Origin of the sequence: Treponema primitia ZAS-2 (assembly GCF_000214375.1) — a bacterium.
Lineage (GTDB): Bacteria > Spirochaetota > Spirochaetia > Treponematales > Breznakiellaceae > Termitinema > Termitinema primitia.
Map to the genome: position 1 here is coordinate 3,082,724 of NC_015578.1, position 14,830 is coordinate 3,097,553.

The window sequence follows — 14,830 nt, forward strand, 5'->3', positions numbered from 1 at the left end:
TTACTGTACTCTCTTATTCCACGATACGTACGGTATTTTCTTTACGGGCCGGAACCGGGGACGGTTTCACGGTATACCCTATCACTGCGGAATTACAGATCCTGTGCTCCCGGGGGATGCCCAGGGTAAAAAGGAAATCTCGAAGGCCGGGATCATTCTGCAGCCAGTGGAGCTGGTTGACGTAGCAGCTTCCAAGGCCAAGGCTTTCAGCAGTGAGGAATATGTTTTCCAGGGCCAGGGAACAGTCGGCCATGGCGTTTTCGTAATTCGGCTTATTAGAAGCGATTATCAGCACCGGGGCATGGTAATAAAAATTAAAGCCCTCCCTTTGGGAATGGATCTTGACCTGCTGTTTCCCAGGGTAATCATCGTCAGGTATATAGGTCTGGAAACCTTGGCGGACCAGTTCGTTAAGCTTTAAAAGAATATCCTTGTTCTGAATTGCCGTGAAGAGCCAACTCTGGTTGTTTCCGCCGCTGGGCGCCCAGACAGCCGCCTCCAACAGGGTTTCCAGGTCCTGCCGGAGAACTGCCCTGTCCTGAAAAACCCGGGTAGATCTGCGGGCACGGATTAGATCCAGAATATTGTTCGGCATAAAAACCTCTCTGGGGATTTTCCCGGGAAAGTATACGTAAAGAGGATTATACTTCGATTTTAGGCCCTTGTCAATACAGAAAAATTGCGGGGAGGCGAAAGCTTGGGGCATAAGAAGACCGGGGGAATAAGAGCGGAAAATATTCATACTTTCCCAGGCTTCGATCCCCAAGTCTTTTTTATAACTAATCTTCTTTTATCCGCTTAAGAATATCGGGTACTGGATATTATTGACAGAACTTACATTGTTTTGGTTTATTAGTATTGTTCCAAAATAATTCATCCAATCAGAGTTTTTTTCATATGGTTCATAGGATGTAACACCAAATAGAATATCGTAATCTGAATACTTGTCCTGAACCTGATTGGGGTTAGCCCGCGAGCCGTTTAATAAAACCAGGCGGATATTGTTATCGTTTTCGGCAAAAGTTAATAGGTTTCGTATAAAGACGCCCATGGCTTTATTATATTATTTTGCCTTTTTGAGAAATTGTTTTCTCAAGAATATTTTCTATTTTTCTTTTATTAAAAACACTTTCTCTATTTAGCAGTAAATCAATAAAAAATATTTTTTTGTCACCCAAATCAACAATTATCTTTGTATAAATTTCTGAAATATTATTTATATAATCAGGTATAACAATGTATATATCTATACCGCTTTTATCCGTCGGATTTCCATAAGCATAGGAGCCAAAAAGATAGATATATTTTGTCGGTACATATTTGAGGATGGATTCTTTAATGCTATTTATTATTTCAATAAAATTATCCATATTTTTAGTATTCCTCAATTTTATTTTTTTGCCAAGTGGGGTATTTTTATAATTATTATTTATTTTGATTTTAAACCTTTATATTGTTCCCATTCTTTAGAATATTCCACTTTGGCAAATTCAATTGCATCATTTTCAATTTCTGCCCATGTTTTAGGATAGGGCGCTATTACTATTCCATCTTTATCTGAATAATGAACACTTTTTCTAGCTTGATTTTCAATACTTATCCAAGTATTCCTAATAATAGCATCATTTTTTATATTAAATTTTGCTATTAAACCTGTAAATTTTCCAATAATAAAAGCAGCTATTGCAATTATGTAAGGACTAAGTGCTGATGCATACTCCACAAAACTACCATTCCAAAAACATTTCATTTTATTCCCCTAAAACAATATGTCCTTTATTTATATTAACGATTTATTCCAGTGGTACGTAAAAAAAGCCACCACCGTCTTGTGTATCATTCCCCTTTTGGCTCCATTCAAGCTTGGCTTTTGATAATCTTGCAGAAAATGACCTTATAAAAACAGGCCATTGTCCTTCCAAACGGGGCTTGAATACACTCTTCGAAATTTCTCCATTTTTTTCAGTCCTTGTAAAGGGTGTCTTACTCCAAGAATATTCCGTACCACAATTTCCTACAACAATTTGGACCCGGTATATTTCATCTTGAATATTATTACTCCAAGAATGGGAATATCTTATTCCTTCCCAATATTCATATGGATTCAAAAAATTCTCATTTTTTAATCCATTGTATAAATCCAATACATCAAAATCTACAAAAAAATAAACATCTTCAGCCATCATATTATAAGTAGTGTCACGTGCTAACGTTAGCATTTTATCCTCTTTACCATTCAACCAATTAAGTATTGATTGATGGTATTCCCATATTTCTATTTGAGTTTCGTCTTTTATAATATTGGGTGTCGAAAAACATCCTATCATTAAAAGAGGCGTAATTAAAATAAAAAAACATTTCTTCATTAATATTTTTCTCCTTAAAAATACTTAATATCAAAAATGAGATACCAGCCCTCGTTTTAATATTTGCAGAAAATTTTTCCTATCCATCAATCGCAGCTACAATCACAGGCTATCATTTTATTTAGCATAATCAAAAAAACTATGTAACCCAACATTTCCTAATGACATATAAAAATTACTATACTAATTAGTTTTCAAGAAAATGGCGTTAAACGTAGTATAAATACACTCGCTGATTTTTATCTTCCCAAGTCATACCTCTTCCCCTGCATTTTCGTTCTCTTTCTCCGCAGTATTTTGCAGTAATACTGTCCTTACCGGAAGCGAAGGGAATTCCGCCAGACTCCGGACGGTTTTGTCCAAAACATCCCTTTGCCCGGAGCTATCCTGTGGTATCCCGTTATCAAACGGGCTCGCTTTTCCTGCCTGGTCATATCGTCCATATTCATAAAAAGCCACTTTATCAAAATATAGTACAAATGTTAAATATTAACAATATTATGTTCTAAATTGGATATCTGTCAAGTATTGGGCTACAATAAAAAGCCTTTTACTTGTTACTTACCCCTTTTTTTGTTACCATTAAATTATAGGAAGGTTTTTTGTTGGACTATGACTTTGGGATAAACCAGCGTATTCTCCAAATTCGTAGGGTCTTAGATTATACCCAAGAAAAATTTTCGCGTGACATCAGCATAGGCCGCTCATCTCTGGCGGGAATTGAGGCAAATCATCATAAAGTCAACGACCGGCTCCTAAAAATGATCTGCCTGACCTACGGGGTGAACGAAAACTGGCTCCGAACCGGGGAAGGCGAGCTTTTCGACGCGGAAAAAGACCCCAAATTAGAAAAGATCATCCGAAATTTCAACAAAATGGACGATATCTTGCAGGATTATGTGCTGAAATACCTGGATTGGCTGGTGGAATACTCTGAAACCACGCCAAAACCTCAGGATGAAAGGCCGGACAAGCCAATTGCCTCAAAAAAGCGTAAAAAAGGGTAGCCGCTCTTATTTAGATGATTTCCAAAAGGCCGTAATCGTTTTTATTTAGTCCTCAATAGACGGTTTTAGCCAAAACAATACTACACACGATTCTTGTCATCATCCTGCCTGCAATCCTGAATATCCTCCACAAATACCGTGTTTTCAATAACCTGATAAACGATTCGGTACCGTTTGGCGGAAAGCATATAGCGGTATTTTCTTTTCGGCAAATAGTCCCGCTCAAGCCAGGGGTACCGTTCCGGCATAAATTCCAAACTTTGTATATCGTCAATAAGTTTATCAAGAAGGCTCTCCGCCCCCTGAACGCTCACCCGGGCAAGAAATTGGAAATGTTCATACATCCTGTCATTAGCTTTGGGATGAATGATTACTTCGTGGGTTTTCATTTCCCTTTTTTGCCCTGTGCAATAGCCTTTTTCATATTTTCTTTAAATTCTTCCGGCGTATATCCCCGGATTCCGGCCAGGCGATCCATTTCAGCTTCAAAAAGCCGTTCCGCCATGGACAAATCTTCCTCCCTGCGGCTATAGGTTTCCATATCCATAAGAACCGTATCCCCTTCGCCATTCCTGGTCAGAAAAACCGGCTTTTTTTCGGTACGGCATATTTCCGCGATACTGTTATAATTTTTCCGTAATTCACTGGAGGCTCTTATAATTGGGGTCATATCCATCTCCTGGGTATCAGTTTTTATAGTCAAATTATACCCAAATTTTGCCGGGTAATCAAGCTATTTCAATAGGAAGGTCCCCACTATCTTGCCCCGAATTATTTGCAAAAACCACCTGCTATGCTATATTTAGTGATAAGAAGTTGACGCTATGTTGGTTATTCAAGGATATTTCGAATCAGGGCAATTTATTTCCGATAGCCCGGTTACTATTCCCGAAAATAGAAAAACCCTTGTAACCGTATTGGATGAACAAGCCCAAAAAATGAGCAACCCAAAAGCCTGGGACACTTTTTTACAGGCAATTAACAATAGCAATGAAGAATTATCAGGTTCTCCGGCGAAGCGCTACTCCGGCTCTTTCGCCGTCCGCAGTTCCCAAGCCTTAAGCCGCATATCCGCCCGCTCGAGCTTTAACTTCGCGGTCTCGGACTCAAACTTGAAACTCGAATTTTTCAGGGTTTCCTCGGCCTGGTGTTTGGCTTCCAGGGCGCGATCATGGTCGATCTCATCGGGCCATTCAGCGGAGTCCGCCATGATCACGGTCTTGCCTCCGGCTACTTCCAGGATACCCTCGGAGGTATAGCTTGTTTTCCATTTACCGCCCTTTTCCATGATTTTAAGCAGGCAGGACTTAACCGGGGCAGTGATGGGGTCGTGGTGAGCATAGACCCCTATCTCGCCGTCCAGCAGGGTCACCGAGATGGCTTCGACCTTGTTTTTGTAAAACAGGCGGTAGGGGGTATGCACTTCAAAGGTAAAAAGGTCTGCCATAAAAACCCCTACTTGGTTTTGGCGATAATATCGTCAATGGTGCCGGACATGAAGAAGTCCTGCTCAGGAATATTGTCGGCCTCGCCGTCCAGGATCATCTTGAAACCCCGGACCGTTTCCTTAACCGGCACATAGGCGCCGGGCATACCGTTGAAGTGGGCCGCTACATGCAGGGGCTGGCTGAAGAAGCGCTGGACTTTCCGGGCCCGGGATACGATGAGCCTGTCCTCTGCGGAAAGTTCGTCCATGCCCAGGATGGCGATGATGTCCTGGAGTTCCTTGTAGCGCTGGAGTATCTGCTGGGTCCTGATTGCGGTATTGTAGTGTTCCTCCCCCACAATGGCGGGGTCCAGGATCCGGGAGCTGGAGGCCAGGGGGTCCACCGAGGGGTAGATGCCCAGTTCCACGATCTTTCGAGACAGGGTGATGGTGGCGTCCAGGTGGGCAAAGGTGGTGGCCGGGGCCGGGTCGGTCAGGTCGTCGGCGGGGACGTAGACTGCCTGAATGCTGGTGATGGAACCCTTGGAGGTGCTGGCGATCCGTTCCTGGAGGCTGCCCATTTCATTGGCCAGGGCGGGCTGGTAGCCCACGGCGCTGGGGATGCGGCCCAGGAGGGCGGAAACTTCGGCGCCCGCCTGGATGAACCGGAAAATATTGTCAATAAAGAGGAGTACGTCCTGGCCGCCCTGGTCGCGGAAATACTCGGCCATGGTCAGCCCGGACAGGGCTACCCGCATACGGGCGCCGGGAGGCTCGTTCATCTGGCCGAAAACCAGGGCGGTCTTGTCGATGACCCCAGATTCGTTCATGTCCCGCCAGAGGTCCGCCCCTTCACGGGAGCGCTCCCCTACCCCGGCAAATACCGAATAGCCTGAATGTTCAGTAGCAATATTGTGGATCAGTTCCATGATGACCACGGTCTTCCCCACCCCGGCGCCGCCGAAAAGGCCGATTTTGCCGCCCTTGGCATAGGGGGCGATCAGGTCAATGACCTTGATCCCGGTCTCAAAAACCTCGGTGGCCGGTTTCTGCTCCTCAAAGGGCGGCGCGGCACGGTGTATGGAGGCGTACTTACCAGCAGTGAAGGCGCCTTTGTCGTCGATGGGTTTGCCCGTGACGCTGAACATACGGCCCAGCACTTCTTCACCCACAGGCACCCGGATGGGATACCCCGTATCTTCAACATCAAGCCCCCGGGAAAGCCCTTCGGTGGCTTCCATGGCGACACAGCGCACCCGGTTGTCCCCGATATGCTGGAGCACCTCAAGTATCACCCGCCGATCCGCCGCCTTGATTTCCAGGGCGTTCAGAATCGGGGGAAGCTGGTGCTCCTGAAACCGCACGTCAACAACCGGACCTACTATCTGCGTGACAACCCCTATATTCGCCATGACCTGTTCCTCACTTTCACAAACACTTTCAAAATTTCAAATTCCATGTTTCTCACTTTTATTTACTCAGGGCCGAGGAGCCCGATACTATTTCTGTCATTTCCTGGGTGATGCCCGCCTGACGGACCCGGTTGTAATGGAGCCTCAGGGTGCCCAGCATCTCTTCTGCATTTTTGGAAGCTTCGTCCATGGCGGCAATCCGGGCGCTCTGCTCGCTGGCGTAGGCTTCCACAAGGCAGCCATAGACCAGGCCTTTAATATACAGGGGCACCAGAGCGTCAAACACTTCCTCTGCGGAGGGGATATATTCAAAGCTGTGAAATTCCCGTTCCTTGGTATCAATTTTGTCCAATTCCTGCCGCATGGTTTCCGTTTTCAGGGGCAGGATGTACTTCGCTGTGGGGAGCAGTTTTATTGTGCTGTACATGTGGGTATACACAATATGTACTTCGTCAAACATACCCCACAGGTATTGGGAGATAATGTAATCCGCAATTTCCTTGGCGTCATCCACGTCGGGCAATTTTGATTTGAAGGAAAAATTTTCCAGGATCAGGTAGGGGGAGTGCATAAAGTGGCGGTACCCGATGGCCCCGATGAGCACCAAAATGGGGTTTTTTACCCCGGCACAGAGTTCGTTCACATAGCGGAAGATATTGGCATTGTAGCCCCCGGCCAGACCCTTATCACTGGTGATCACCACCACTGCGGTATGGTAATTATCAGCGTCAGTTTTTCTGCCGAAAAAATCACTATGCACATACCCGGCCCCGGACACAATATCAAACATGGACTTCTGTATCCGGGTAAAATAGGGTTCCGTATCCTCCAGAACCCGGCGGCCTTTCCGCAGTTTTGCTGTGGAGATCAGATCCATCGCCTTGGTTACCTGAAGTGTCTGTTGTATGGCCCGCATCCGCAGCCGGACGTCCCGTAAGTTTGCCATTCCTTCCCCTATTGCTTGGACTGTTTAAACGTTTCTATGGCGCTGGTCAGGGTCTGTTCAATTTCAGAGGACAGAACCCCAGTGTCGGCGATAGTTTTAAGCATATCCCCCTGACGCAGCTTCAAATATTCCAGAAAGCCCTTCACAAAGGGAGCTATTTTCTCCACCGGGACTTCCATGAGGAAGCCGTTGATGGCCATAAAGAGCACCGCCACCTGTTCCTCCATGGCCAGGGGGGAGAACTGGGGCTGTTTGAGCACCTCCATGAGCCGTTGGCCCTGGGCAAGTTTATCCTGGGTTGACTTGTCCAGGTCGCTGCCGAACTGGGCAAAGGCGGCCATTTCCCGGTACTGGGCCAGGTCCAGGCGCAGACGCCCGGAAATTTTCCGCACCGCCTTGGTCTGGGCGCTGCCCCCTACCCGGCTGACCGAAAGCCCCACGTCGATGGAAGGACGGAACCCGGAATTGAAAAGTTCCGAATCCAGAAATATCTGGCCATCGGTGATGGAAATGACATTGGTGGGGATGTAGGAGGAGATGTCCCCTGCCTGGGTTTCCACAATGGGCAGGGCGGTGATGGAACCGCCACCCATATCGGCGGCCAGTTTGGCGGCCCGCTCCAGGAGCCGGGAGTGGAGGTAGAACACGTCCCCGGGGAAGGCTTCCCGTCCCGGGGGACGGCGCAGGAGCAGGGAAATGGTCCGGTAGGCCACGGCGTGTTTGGAAAGATCATCGTAAACCACCAGCACATCCTTGCCCTGGTGCATAAAATGTTCCGCCATGGCGCAGGCCGAATAGGGAGCCAGATACTGGAGGGCCGCAGAATCCGCCGCCGAGGCCAGCACCACAAAGGTATAATCCATGGCCCCGAAGCGTTCCAGGTTCTTTATGATCGCCGCCACGGAAGAAGATTTCTGCCCGATGGCGCAGTATACGCAATAAACGCCCTTGCCCTTCTGGTTAATAATAGTGTCGATGGCCAGGGCGGTCTTGCCGGTCTGGCGGTCACCGATGATCAGTTCCCGCTGGCCCCGGCCTATGGGTATCATGGCATCCACCGAAAGGGCACCGGTCTGGAGGGGCACATTCACCGCCCCCCGTTCGATTACCGGAGCCGCCGGGGATTCTACAGGCAGCCAGGCTTCCGCTTCCAGGGCGCCCTTGCCGTCAATGACTTCTCCCAAGGGGTTCACCACCCTGCCCAGGAGGCCCTGGCCCGAGGGAACCGACACGACCCGGCCGGTAGCCTTCACTTCCTCACCGGCTTTTACCAGGGATTCCCCGGAGAGGAGCACACAGCCCACCCCGTCTTCCTCCAGGTTCATAACGATCCCGGTTGCGCCGGAAGCAAACTCCACCAATTCCCCGTATATAGCCTTGCCCAGGCCGTACACGGTGGCTACCGAGTCTCCCACCTGGCCTACGAAGCCAATGGAATCGCTGGTGGCTTTGGTTTCCCAATGTTCAATCTGCTCTTGTAAGACCCTGGTGAGGTCTCCGAAATTCACCATCTAAAACCTCCGCGGGACCCTTTTTCGGACATATCGGCATGCAAATTCATGGCCATCCGCTGTATTTGACCTTTCAGGCTGGTATCGATCAGTTCAGTGCCGATACGCAGCCGGTACCCACCCAGAAGTTCGGGTACAATTTGGGAAACCAGTTTGATTTCCCGGGCGCCGGTTTTCTTTTTTAAGCCGGCCTTCAATTTTTCCTGCAACTCATCATCCAGGGGGTATACCGATTCGACGTTTACCGTAAGTATCCCATTTTCCGCGTCCAGGCGCTGTTCAATAATACGGAGAAGCTCCGCAAGATGCTTAAAATAAGCCTTTCGTACCAGGAGCACCACCAGCCGGAGAGCATACTCGGCCCCCGCAGAATCGGCGCCGGACTGTTCCAGGGCTTTGCGGAGCATCCTTTCCAGCTGCGCCCCGTCTTCCTTCCCCAAAACCTGCCCGGGAAGGCGGGAAACGACGGGAACCAGGGCCTTTAAAATTTCAAGGCCATCCCCGGCATGGCCGGCAGAGGCTCCCATATAGGCTTCGGCCCAGCGCTCCCCCTGGAACATCAGGTATTCCCCTGCTTTGAGGCGGTTTCTGTCAGTTCTTCAAGGAGCAGCGCTGCCTGGTGGCGGCTATCCTCGCTGTTCAGTTCCCGCCGGATAAGGCGGCTTGAGGCGCCAATAACCATGGCGGCGGCATCGGCACTGAATACCGTCATGGCCGCCCGTTGATCCGCCACAATCTGTTTACGGCCCTTTTCAAGCAGAAGATCCGCCTGGGCTTTTCCTTCGGCGATGATCCGGTCCGCTTCTTTCTGGGCCGTATCTTTCGCTGTCCGGATAATTTCCGTGGCCTCTTCCTCGATCCTTTTCAACTGGTCTTCATACTGCTGCAAAAGCCCCTTTGACAGGTTCCGTTCCTTTTCCGCCTGATCCAGGGAATCCTGAATCTTTTGAGCCCGCCCTTCAATAAATTTGGTTACCGGCTTAAAGAGAATCTTCCTGAGTATGAAGAACAGGATAAGGATATTGAGTATGGTTATGATAAAGGTTACGGAAAAATCAAGCATAGCTTCTCCCCTTAGGGCAATTTACCAATGAGGAGGATGGCAACAACAAAGCCATAAATAGCCGTCGATTCCGCTAGGGCCATACCGACAAAGAACCAGGGGATCAGTTTTCCCTGGGACTCGGGCTGGCGGGCAATGGCCTGCATAAGCCCTGATGTGGCGATACCAATGCCGATACCGGCGCCAAGCCCGGTGACTACCGCGATACCGGCTCCAAGGGCCGCTAAAACTGCTAAATCCATATAAGCTCCTTCCTAAATCTATTCAAGATATATAATCGAAGCAGTTTCAAAATGTCAGATTTTGAAACTGCAACCTTAAATGTAAGTGGAAAAGCGGGCTTCAGGCCGCTTTTCCAAGAGAAATTACCAAAACTTAACCAAGTTTTGGTAATTTCTCATTCCGCTTCGGTTTTAACCGCTTCGGATATATACAAACAGGACAAAAATACAAATATCGCCGCCTGAAGCAGACCGTCAAAGAAATCAAAATACAAGGAGGCGATCATGGGAAGCCCCAGGGGGATCAGCCCTTCAATGAGATGCATCAGAATAAAGCCACCCATGATGTTCCCGAAAAGCCGCAGGCATAGGGAGAGCAGCCGGGTACCGTATTCCAGCAGGTTAAAGGGCAACATAAAGGCCATGGGGTGAAACAGCCGCTTTGCCCAGCCCAGGGGGCCCCGGGCGATGATCCCGCACACCAAAACCAAGGCAATCGTGATAAGTGCCAAAGGGGCGGTTACATTGATATCCTTGGTGGGGGGCTTGATGGTAAAGGGAGGGATAAATTCTCGACCCATGAAGGAAACTTCAATGGGCGAAAGCACCCCGATAATATTTGATACCAGGAGGAACAGAAACAGGGTCCCGATATAGGGGCCCAAGGCTTTAGCCCAGGGGCCAAACTGGGTTTTGGCGAAATTGTTGAGAAATTCCACCAGGGCTTCCACAATCGCCTGGCTGCCCTTGGGGATTTCGGTAAATTTACGGACAAAAACCAGGGCGGCAATGATCAGGATGGCCATAACCACCCAGGAGATGATGACTGTTTCGGTGATAGGTATGGCGCGGCCTAAAAGGAAAATCGTAAAAACCGTCTTAATTTCCAGGGCTTCCATCTATTACTCCACAGCTTTTTTTATCTATCCAAAATAAGCTTTACACTTCCGCAAAAAACCGTCAATCCTTTTTGAAGAAAAAATCGTCGCGGAAGTACTTTTTCAGCAATTCCTCGGAAACCGCATCGCTTTTGCTCATGGTTGTATACGTGGCTTCCAGGAAACCCTTGGTCAGGTAAAAGCAGCCCAGGAGGAAGAATTCCGCCACTTTATTGACCACACCCATGGCTTGGTACATACGAATGGTACTGTCCAGGACAAAGTCGGTCATGATGTACTGGATAACCACCTGTTCGGACAGGTTGACCGCGAAGATCACCTCCGATATGGGGAAACTCTCCGCCATTTTGTCCTTCCCCATGCGGGCAAAGAAATCCCCCAGGAGCGCCCGATCCAGCCCCCGGTCCAGTATACGGGCGAGAATGGGGTAGATGCGGGCCCCCTCCTCGATCAGCCGACTGTCATCCAGGCCCCCATAATGCTTCAGTTGGGGGGCTTTTCGGATCATGTCCTTCCACTTAGCCGCAAGATCCTTGGCATTGATATTCAGGGTATCGATAATCGTTCCATCAACCATATCTAGTACTATACCACATCAGCGGAATTGGTCAAGAACAAAGAAACTTTATGGTTTTCTTTTGAAAGCGGCTACAAAAGCCCGGTCTTGCGTAAGGCCTGATCGATGTCCCCGATGATGTCCTCGGGGTCCTCAATTCCAAGGCTGAACCGGAAGAACCCGTCATGGAACTCCGGCGGGTAGAGGTATTGACGTTCATCCTTTTCCCCCAGAAAGACGATAAGGCTCTCATCATGGCCCAAAGAAACGGCGGAGGTGATAACCCGTAAATGGCTGACAAAGCGGTTATGGGTATCGTGATCAGCCTTGAGGCCAAAGGAGAGCACCCCCCCGTAGCCCGGGGACATCTGGGAGGCTGCCACCTGGTGGCCCCGATGGCTTTTGAGGCCAGGGTAGGCTACAAAACGGACACTGGGGATGCCCTCCAGGTACTCCGCCGCTTTCAGGGCATTTTCGTTATGCTGACGCATCCGCAGGGGCAGGGTTACGGAGCCCCGCATGATGAGCCATGCGTTGAAGGGGCTGATCACCCCGCCAAGGTTTATCTGTGCCTGGGAGCGGATCTGGTCCAGCTGCTCTTTTTTGCCGATAATTGCGCCCCCCATGGAATCTCCATGGCCGTTAATGTACTTGGTCAGGCTTTCAACGGAAAAATCCGCCCCCAGTTCCAGGGGCCGCTGGTTGTAGGGGGAAGCAAAGGTATTGTCCACTGAAAGGAGTGCCCCCTGTTCATGGGCAATGGCGGCGATGGCCCGGATATCCGAGATGGTGATCGCCGGGTTTCCAGGGGTCTCGATGTGGATGAGCCGGGTATTGGGCCGCACTGCCTTCCGCACCGCTGCCAAGTCCGAGGTATCCACGATAGTGGTCTCCACATTGAACTTCTTATTGAAGAGCTCGTTCAAAAGCCGGTATACCGCAATATAGGTGACGCTGGAAAAGACCACATGGTCCCCACTTTTAAGGAGGGAAAAGAACAGCCCCGCCAGGGCGGAAACCCCGCTGCCCAGAACCACGCAGTCATCCCCCTGGGAAAGCTCGGCTCCCGAAAGAGAGGCCAGCTTTTCTTCCAAATACCGCTGGTTGCTCCCGCCGTTCCGGGTGTAGATGTTTTTGTCCGCCCCGCTCCAGTTGAGATCTGAAGGGTCATAGGGCAGCTCGTAGCTGTTAGCCATGACAATGGGCCGCTTAATGGCCCCGGTCTCCCCATCTACATCGTTCCCGGTATGTACCGCCCGGGTCTGAAAGCCGAATTCTTTGCCATAGGTCTTTTTGCTCATTTTATTATCCTATTATTACTATTGAATTTATATGCGTTATTTTATCCATCCATGCAGGGATGTCAATAGGATCTACTTATCTTACTTTTTTCTTTCGATAGGTTATGATGGACCATCTATGTAATAAGGAGCATGTATGTCTTCCCATAAAATTCTTGCATTTTTGCAAAAAAAAGATATCATCTTTTCCGCCAAGCGCTACGGCATCGACGCCCTTGGGGCCATGGCCCAGGGACTTTTTGCATCCCTCCTAATCGGGACCATCATTGGAACCATAGGCGAACAATTCGGGATACCGGTACTGCTCAGCATAGGCAGCTTTGCCCGGGCAGCTACCGGGCCGGCCATGGCGGTGGCAATCGGGATGGCCCTGAAATGCCCCATGCTGGTCCTCTTCTCCCTTATCGCCGTGGGGGGCGCCGCAAATAACCTGGGCGGAGCAGGGGGCCCTCTGGCAGTTTACTTTATCGCCCTGGTCTCCGCCGAATTCGGAAAACTGGTTTCCAAAGAAACCAAGATCGATATCATCGTAACCCCTGCGGTAACCATTGCGGCGGGGGTGCTCATGTCCATACTCTGTGCCCCGGTTATAGGCGCCGCTGCCAGCGCCATGGGGTATGGGATCATGTGGGCCACGGAACTTCATCCATTCTTTATGGGCATACTGGTTTCGGTCATCGTGGGGGTGATCCTCACTCTGCCAATCAGCAGCGCCGCTATTTGCGCCGCATTGAGCCTCACAGGGCTGGCCGGGGGAGCCGCAGTGGCGGGCTGCTGCGCTCAGATGGTAGGCTTTGCGGTGATGGGCTTTAAGGAAAACAAGTGGGGGGGCTTATTTGCCCAGGGTCTCGGCACTTCCATGCTCCAGATGGGCAATATTGTGCGGAACCCCCGGATCTGGATACCCCCCACCCTGGCCTCGGCGATCACCGGCCCCATAGCCACCTGCATTTTCCGGCTCCAGATGAATGGCCCGGCGGTGGCATCCGGCATGGGTACCTGCGGCCTGGTGGGGCAGATAGGGCTCTACATGGGCTGGATCAACGATATTACGGCAGGAAAAAAAGAGGCGATCACCGGCTTTGACTGGACCGGCCTGGTGCTGATCTGCTTCATACTGCCGGCGGTACTGACCCCGATCATTGCCATACCCCTGCGGAAAATTGGGTGGATTAAGGAAGGGGACCTGAAGCTGGAGCTGTAAGCTTACCTGCCGGTGAGCATATCCAGCCCGTGGGCCAGTTCGCCGATGATGAATTCCAGGTTTTCCCGCACCGCCTTGGGGCTGCCGGGCAAATTGATAATTAGGGTGGCGCCGCGTATGGCAGCCAGGGAGCGGCTGAGCATGGCCCGCTTGGTAATGCCCAGGCTTTGGGCGCGCATGGCCTCAGGGATTCCCGGAACCAAGCGCTCCGCTACTGCGGCTGTGGCCTCGGGCATGCGGTCCCGGGGGGAAAAGCCGGTGCCCCCGGAACTGAGGATCAGGTCTACCATGTTGCCATCGCAAAGCCGCTTGAGTTCCGTCTCCAGGAGGGGCTGCTCGTCGGGCAACAGGGTGTAGCTGAGTACCTGGAAGCCCGCAGCTTCTGCAATTTCCCGGATAAGGGGGCCGCTCAGATCCTCCGCCTCCTTCCGGTAGCCCCGGTCGCTGGAGACGATGATCCCCACCCGGTAGGGATGTCCCGAGGGTCCGCTACTGGACATAGAGTTCATCCCCGGCGCTTATGACGCCCCCGTGGATGACCCGGGCAAAAACCCCTTCCCGGGGCATGATGCAATCCCCCATGATCTTAAAAATCTCGCAGCCGCTGTGGCATTCCTTGCCTATCTGGGTCAGCTCCAAGACTATGTCCCCGGAACGGAATATGGAACCCACCGGGAGGCTCGAAAAGTCAATGTCATCCACCACCAGGTTTTCACCAAAGGCGCCGTGATCCACCTCAGCGCCCCGGGCTCGAAATGCTTCGATCTTCCCGTGGGATAGGAGGCTTACCTGCCGGTGCCAGGTTCCCGCATGGGCATCCCCTTTCAGCCCGTGGTTTTCCACCAGTTCCGCAGTTCCTACATCCTTCTTTGCGGTACCCTTAGCGGGGCTCATACATACCGCTAAAACCTTTCCCAT

At 50.4% G+C, this 14,830-nt stretch carries 21 protein-coding genes; 2 read left to right on the top strand and 19 right to left on the bottom strand.

The genetic code is table 11. From position 1 onward, the window contains the following. Positions 1-13: 13 nt before the first annotated feature. The 5 genes from TREPR_RS13240 to TREPR_RS13260 all read right to left on the bottom strand — a co-directional run bounded on the left by TREPR_RS13240 (position 14) and on the right by TREPR_RS13260 (position 2,366). Positions 14-595, bottom strand: coding sequence for a nitroreductase family protein (locus TREPR_RS13240; protein ID WP_041611694.1), 582 nt, complete (start codon positions 593-595; stop codon positions 14-16). 195 nt (positions 596-790) lie between these two features. Further along, positions 791-1,051 carry an aminoglycoside 6-adenylyltransferase gene (locus TREPR_RS19280; protein ID WP_015708832.1) on the bottom strand — a complete coding sequence of 87 codons (261 nt, stop codon included), beginning with the start codon at positions 1,049-1,051 and terminating at the stop codon, positions 791-793. A gap of 7 nt (positions 1,052-1,058) precedes the next feature. Then, the gene (locus TREPR_RS13250) at positions 1,059-1,370 is read right to left on the bottom strand and encodes a nucleotidyltransferase domain-containing protein (RefSeq protein ID WP_015708833.1); all 312 of its coding nucleotides are present in this window, start codon (positions 1,368-1,370) and stop codon (positions 1,059-1,061) included. Positions 1,371-1,429: 59 nt separating this feature from the next. Further along, complete coding sequence (locus TREPR_RS13255) at positions 1,430-1,750, bottom strand: hypothetical protein (RefSeq protein WP_015708834.1); 321 nt, start codon at positions 1,748-1,750, stop codon at positions 1,430-1,432. Positions 1,751-1,793: 43 nt separating this feature from the next. Further along, positions 1,794-2,366, bottom strand: coding sequence for a hypothetical protein (locus tag TREPR_RS13260; protein WP_015708835.1), 573 nt, complete (start codon positions 2,364-2,366; stop codon positions 1,794-1,796). Between the two features lie 602 nt (positions 2,367-2,968). Between TREPR_RS13260 and TREPR_RS13265 the strand changes: the two genes are divergently transcribed. Further along, positions 2,969-3,373 (top strand): helix-turn-helix domain-containing protein, encoded by a 405-nt coding sequence (locus tag TREPR_RS13265; RefSeq protein ID WP_052299729.1) that lies wholly within the window; start codon positions 2,969-2,971, stop codon positions 3,371-3,373. 80 nt (positions 3,374-3,453) lie between these two features. Here TREPR_RS13265 and TREPR_RS13270 read toward each other — a convergent pair whose 3' ends face one another. The 12 genes from TREPR_RS13270 to TREPR_RS13325 form a co-directional block, all read right to left on the bottom strand. Beyond that, a complete protein-coding gene (locus tag TREPR_RS13270; RefSeq protein WP_015708837.1) occupies positions 3,454-3,762 on the bottom strand; it encodes a type II toxin-antitoxin system RelE/ParE family toxin in 309 nt (102 codons plus the stop codon). After that, on the bottom strand, positions 3,759-4,043 hold the full coding sequence (locus tag TREPR_RS13275; RefSeq protein ID WP_015708838.1) for a type II toxin-antitoxin system Phd/YefM family antitoxin: 285 nt from the start codon (positions 4,041-4,043) through the stop codon (positions 3,759-3,761). Before TREPR_RS13275 ends, TREPR_RS13270 begins: the two co-directional genes overlap by 4 nt. A 351-nt stretch (positions 4,044-4,394) precedes the next feature. Continuing rightward, a complete protein-coding gene (atpC, locus tag TREPR_RS13280; RefSeq protein WP_015708839.1) occupies positions 4,395-4,820 on the bottom strand; it encodes an ATP synthase F1 subunit epsilon in 426 nt (141 codons plus the stop codon). Between the two features lie 8 nt (positions 4,821-4,828). Next, positions 4,829-6,211: a F0F1 ATP synthase subunit beta gene (atpD, locus tag TREPR_RS13285; protein ID WP_015708840.1), complete on the bottom strand. Its 1,383-nt coding sequence runs from the start codon at positions 6,209-6,211 to the stop codon at positions 4,829-4,831. A 58-nt stretch (positions 6,212-6,269) separates the two neighbouring features. Beyond that, positions 6,270-7,157, bottom strand: a complete 888-nt coding sequence (gene atpG, locus TREPR_RS13290) for an ATP synthase F1 subunit gamma (RefSeq protein WP_015708841.1) — start codon at positions 7,155-7,157, stop codon at positions 6,270-6,272. A gap of 8 nt (positions 7,158-7,165) precedes the next feature. Continuing rightward, a complete protein-coding gene (atpA, locus tag TREPR_RS13295) occupies positions 7,166-8,668 on the bottom strand; it encodes a F0F1 ATP synthase subunit alpha (RefSeq protein WP_015708842.1) in 1,503 nt (500 codons plus the stop codon). Then, positions 8,662-9,228, bottom strand: coding sequence for an ATP synthase F1 subunit delta (atpH, locus tag TREPR_RS13300; RefSeq protein ID WP_015708843.1), 567 nt, complete (start codon positions 9,226-9,228; stop codon positions 8,662-8,664). Before atpH ends, atpA begins: the two co-directional genes overlap by 7 nt. Beyond that, positions 9,228-9,731 carry a F0F1 ATP synthase subunit B gene (locus tag TREPR_RS13305; RefSeq protein ID WP_015708844.1) on the bottom strand — a complete coding sequence of 168 codons (504 nt, stop codon included), beginning with the start codon at positions 9,729-9,731 and terminating at the stop codon, positions 9,228-9,230. Before TREPR_RS13305 ends, atpH begins: the two co-directional genes overlap by 1 nt. An 11-nt stretch (positions 9,732-9,742) precedes the next feature. Continuing rightward, entirely contained in the window at positions 9,743-9,973 is a 231-nt protein-coding gene (gene atpE, locus TREPR_RS13310) for an ATP synthase F0 subunit C (protein WP_015708845.1), read from the bottom strand. Between the two features lie 155 nt (positions 9,974-10,128). Beyond that, positions 10,129-10,851: a F0F1 ATP synthase subunit A gene (locus TREPR_RS13315; RefSeq protein ID WP_015708846.1), complete on the bottom strand. Its 723-nt coding sequence runs from the start codon at positions 10,849-10,851 to the stop codon at positions 10,129-10,131. Positions 10,852-10,912: 61 nt separating this feature from the next. Next, complete coding sequence (locus TREPR_RS13320; RefSeq protein WP_015708847.1) at positions 10,913-11,428, bottom strand: hypothetical protein; 516 nt, start codon at positions 11,426-11,428, stop codon at positions 10,913-10,915. Positions 11,429-11,499: 71 nt separating this feature from the next. Continuing rightward, the gene (locus TREPR_RS13325) at positions 11,500-12,708 is read right to left on the bottom strand and encodes a trans-sulfuration enzyme family protein (RefSeq protein ID WP_015708848.1); all 1,209 of its coding nucleotides are present in this window, start codon (positions 12,706-12,708) and stop codon (positions 11,500-11,502) included. Between the two features lie 136 nt (positions 12,709-12,844). On the opposite strand from TREPR_RS13325, the gene TREPR_RS13330 reads away from it, so the two are divergent. After that, positions 12,845-13,912 (top strand): PTS sugar transporter subunit IIC, encoded by a 1,068-nt coding sequence (locus tag TREPR_RS13330; RefSeq protein ID WP_015708849.1) that lies wholly within the window; start codon positions 12,845-12,847, stop codon positions 13,910-13,912. Between the two features lie 2 nt (positions 13,913-13,914). Here TREPR_RS13330 and TREPR_RS13335 read toward each other — a convergent pair whose 3' ends face one another. Continuing rightward, positions 13,915-14,412 (bottom strand): MogA/MoaB family molybdenum cofactor biosynthesis protein, encoded by a 498-nt coding sequence (locus tag TREPR_RS13335; protein WP_015708850.1) that lies wholly within the window; start codon positions 14,410-14,412, stop codon positions 13,915-13,917. Next, on the bottom strand, positions 14,402-14,830 hold the full coding sequence (locus tag TREPR_RS13340; protein WP_015708851.1) for an MOSC domain-containing protein: 429 nt from the start codon (positions 14,828-14,830) through the stop codon (positions 14,402-14,404). Before TREPR_RS13340 ends, TREPR_RS13335 begins: the two co-directional genes overlap by 11 nt.

Coding starts and splice junctions, on each gene's coding strand:
- TREPR_RS13330 (WP_015708849.1), top strand. CDS start 12,845: ATGTCTTCCCATAAAATTCTTGCATTTTTGCAAAAAAAAGATATCATC.
- TREPR_RS13250 (WP_015708833.1), bottom strand. CDS start 1,370: ATGGATAATTTTATTGAAATAATAAATAGCATTAAAGAATCCATCCTC.
- atpE (WP_015708845.1), bottom strand. CDS start 9,973: ATGGATTTAGCAGTTTTAGCGGCCCTTGGAGCCGGTATCGCGGTAGTC.
- atpG (WP_015708841.1), bottom strand. CDS start 7,157: ATGGCAAACTTACGGGACGTCCGGCTGCGGATGCGGGCCATACAACAG.
- TREPR_RS13325 (WP_015708848.1), bottom strand. CDS start 12,708: ATGAGCAAAAAGACCTATGGCAAAGAATTCGGCTTTCAGACCCGGGCG.
- TREPR_RS13315 (WP_015708846.1), bottom strand. CDS start 10,851: ATGGAAGCCCTGGAAATTAAGACGGTTTTTACGATTTTCCTTTTAGGC.
- TREPR_RS13270 (WP_015708837.1), bottom strand. CDS start 3,762: ATGAAAACCCACGAAGTAATCATTCATCCCAAAGCTAATGACAGGATG.
- TREPR_RS13320 (WP_015708847.1), bottom strand. CDS start 11,428: ATGGTTGATGGAACGATTATCGATACCCTGAATATCAATGCCAAGGAT.
- TREPR_RS13305 (WP_015708844.1), bottom strand. CDS start 9,731: ATGCTTGATTTTTCCGTAACCTTTATCATAACCATACTCAATATCCTT.
- TREPR_RS13255 (WP_015708834.1), bottom strand. CDS start 1,750: ATGAAATGTTTTTGGAATGGTAGTTTTGTGGAGTATGCATCAGCACTT.
- TREPR_RS19280 (WP_015708832.1), bottom strand. CDS start 1,051: ATGGGCGTCTTTATACGAAACCTATTAACTTTTGCCGAAAACGATAAC.
- atpA (WP_015708842.1), bottom strand. CDS start 8,668: ATGGTGAATTTCGGAGACCTCACCAGGGTCTTACAAGAGCAGATTGAA.
- atpC (WP_015708839.1), bottom strand. CDS start 4,820: ATGGCAGACCTTTTTACCTTTGAAGTGCATACCCCCTACCGCCTGTTT.
- atpD (WP_015708840.1), bottom strand. CDS start 6,211: ATGGCGAATATAGGGGTTGTCACGCAGATAGTAGGTCCGGTTGTTGAC.
- TREPR_RS13260 (WP_015708835.1), bottom strand. CDS start 2,366: ATGAAGAAATGTTTTTTTATTTTAATTACGCCTCTTTTAATGATAGGA.
- TREPR_RS13335 (WP_015708850.1), bottom strand. CDS start 14,412: ATGTCCAGTAGCGGACCCTCGGGACATCCCTACCGGGTGGGGATCATC.
- TREPR_RS13240 (WP_041611694.1), bottom strand. CDS start 595: ATGCCGAACAATATTCTGGATCTAATCCGTGCCCGCAGATCTACCCGG.
- TREPR_RS13340 (WP_015708851.1), bottom strand. CDS start 14,830: ATGGGAAAGGTTTTAGCGGTATGTATGAGCCCCGCTAAGGGTACCGCA.
- TREPR_RS13275 (WP_015708838.1), bottom strand. CDS start 4,043: ATGACCCCAATTATAAGAGCCTCCAGTGAATTACGGAAAAATTATAAC.
- atpH (WP_015708843.1), bottom strand. CDS start 9,228: ATGTTCCAGGGGGAGCGCTGGGCCGAAGCCTATATGGGAGCCTCTGCC.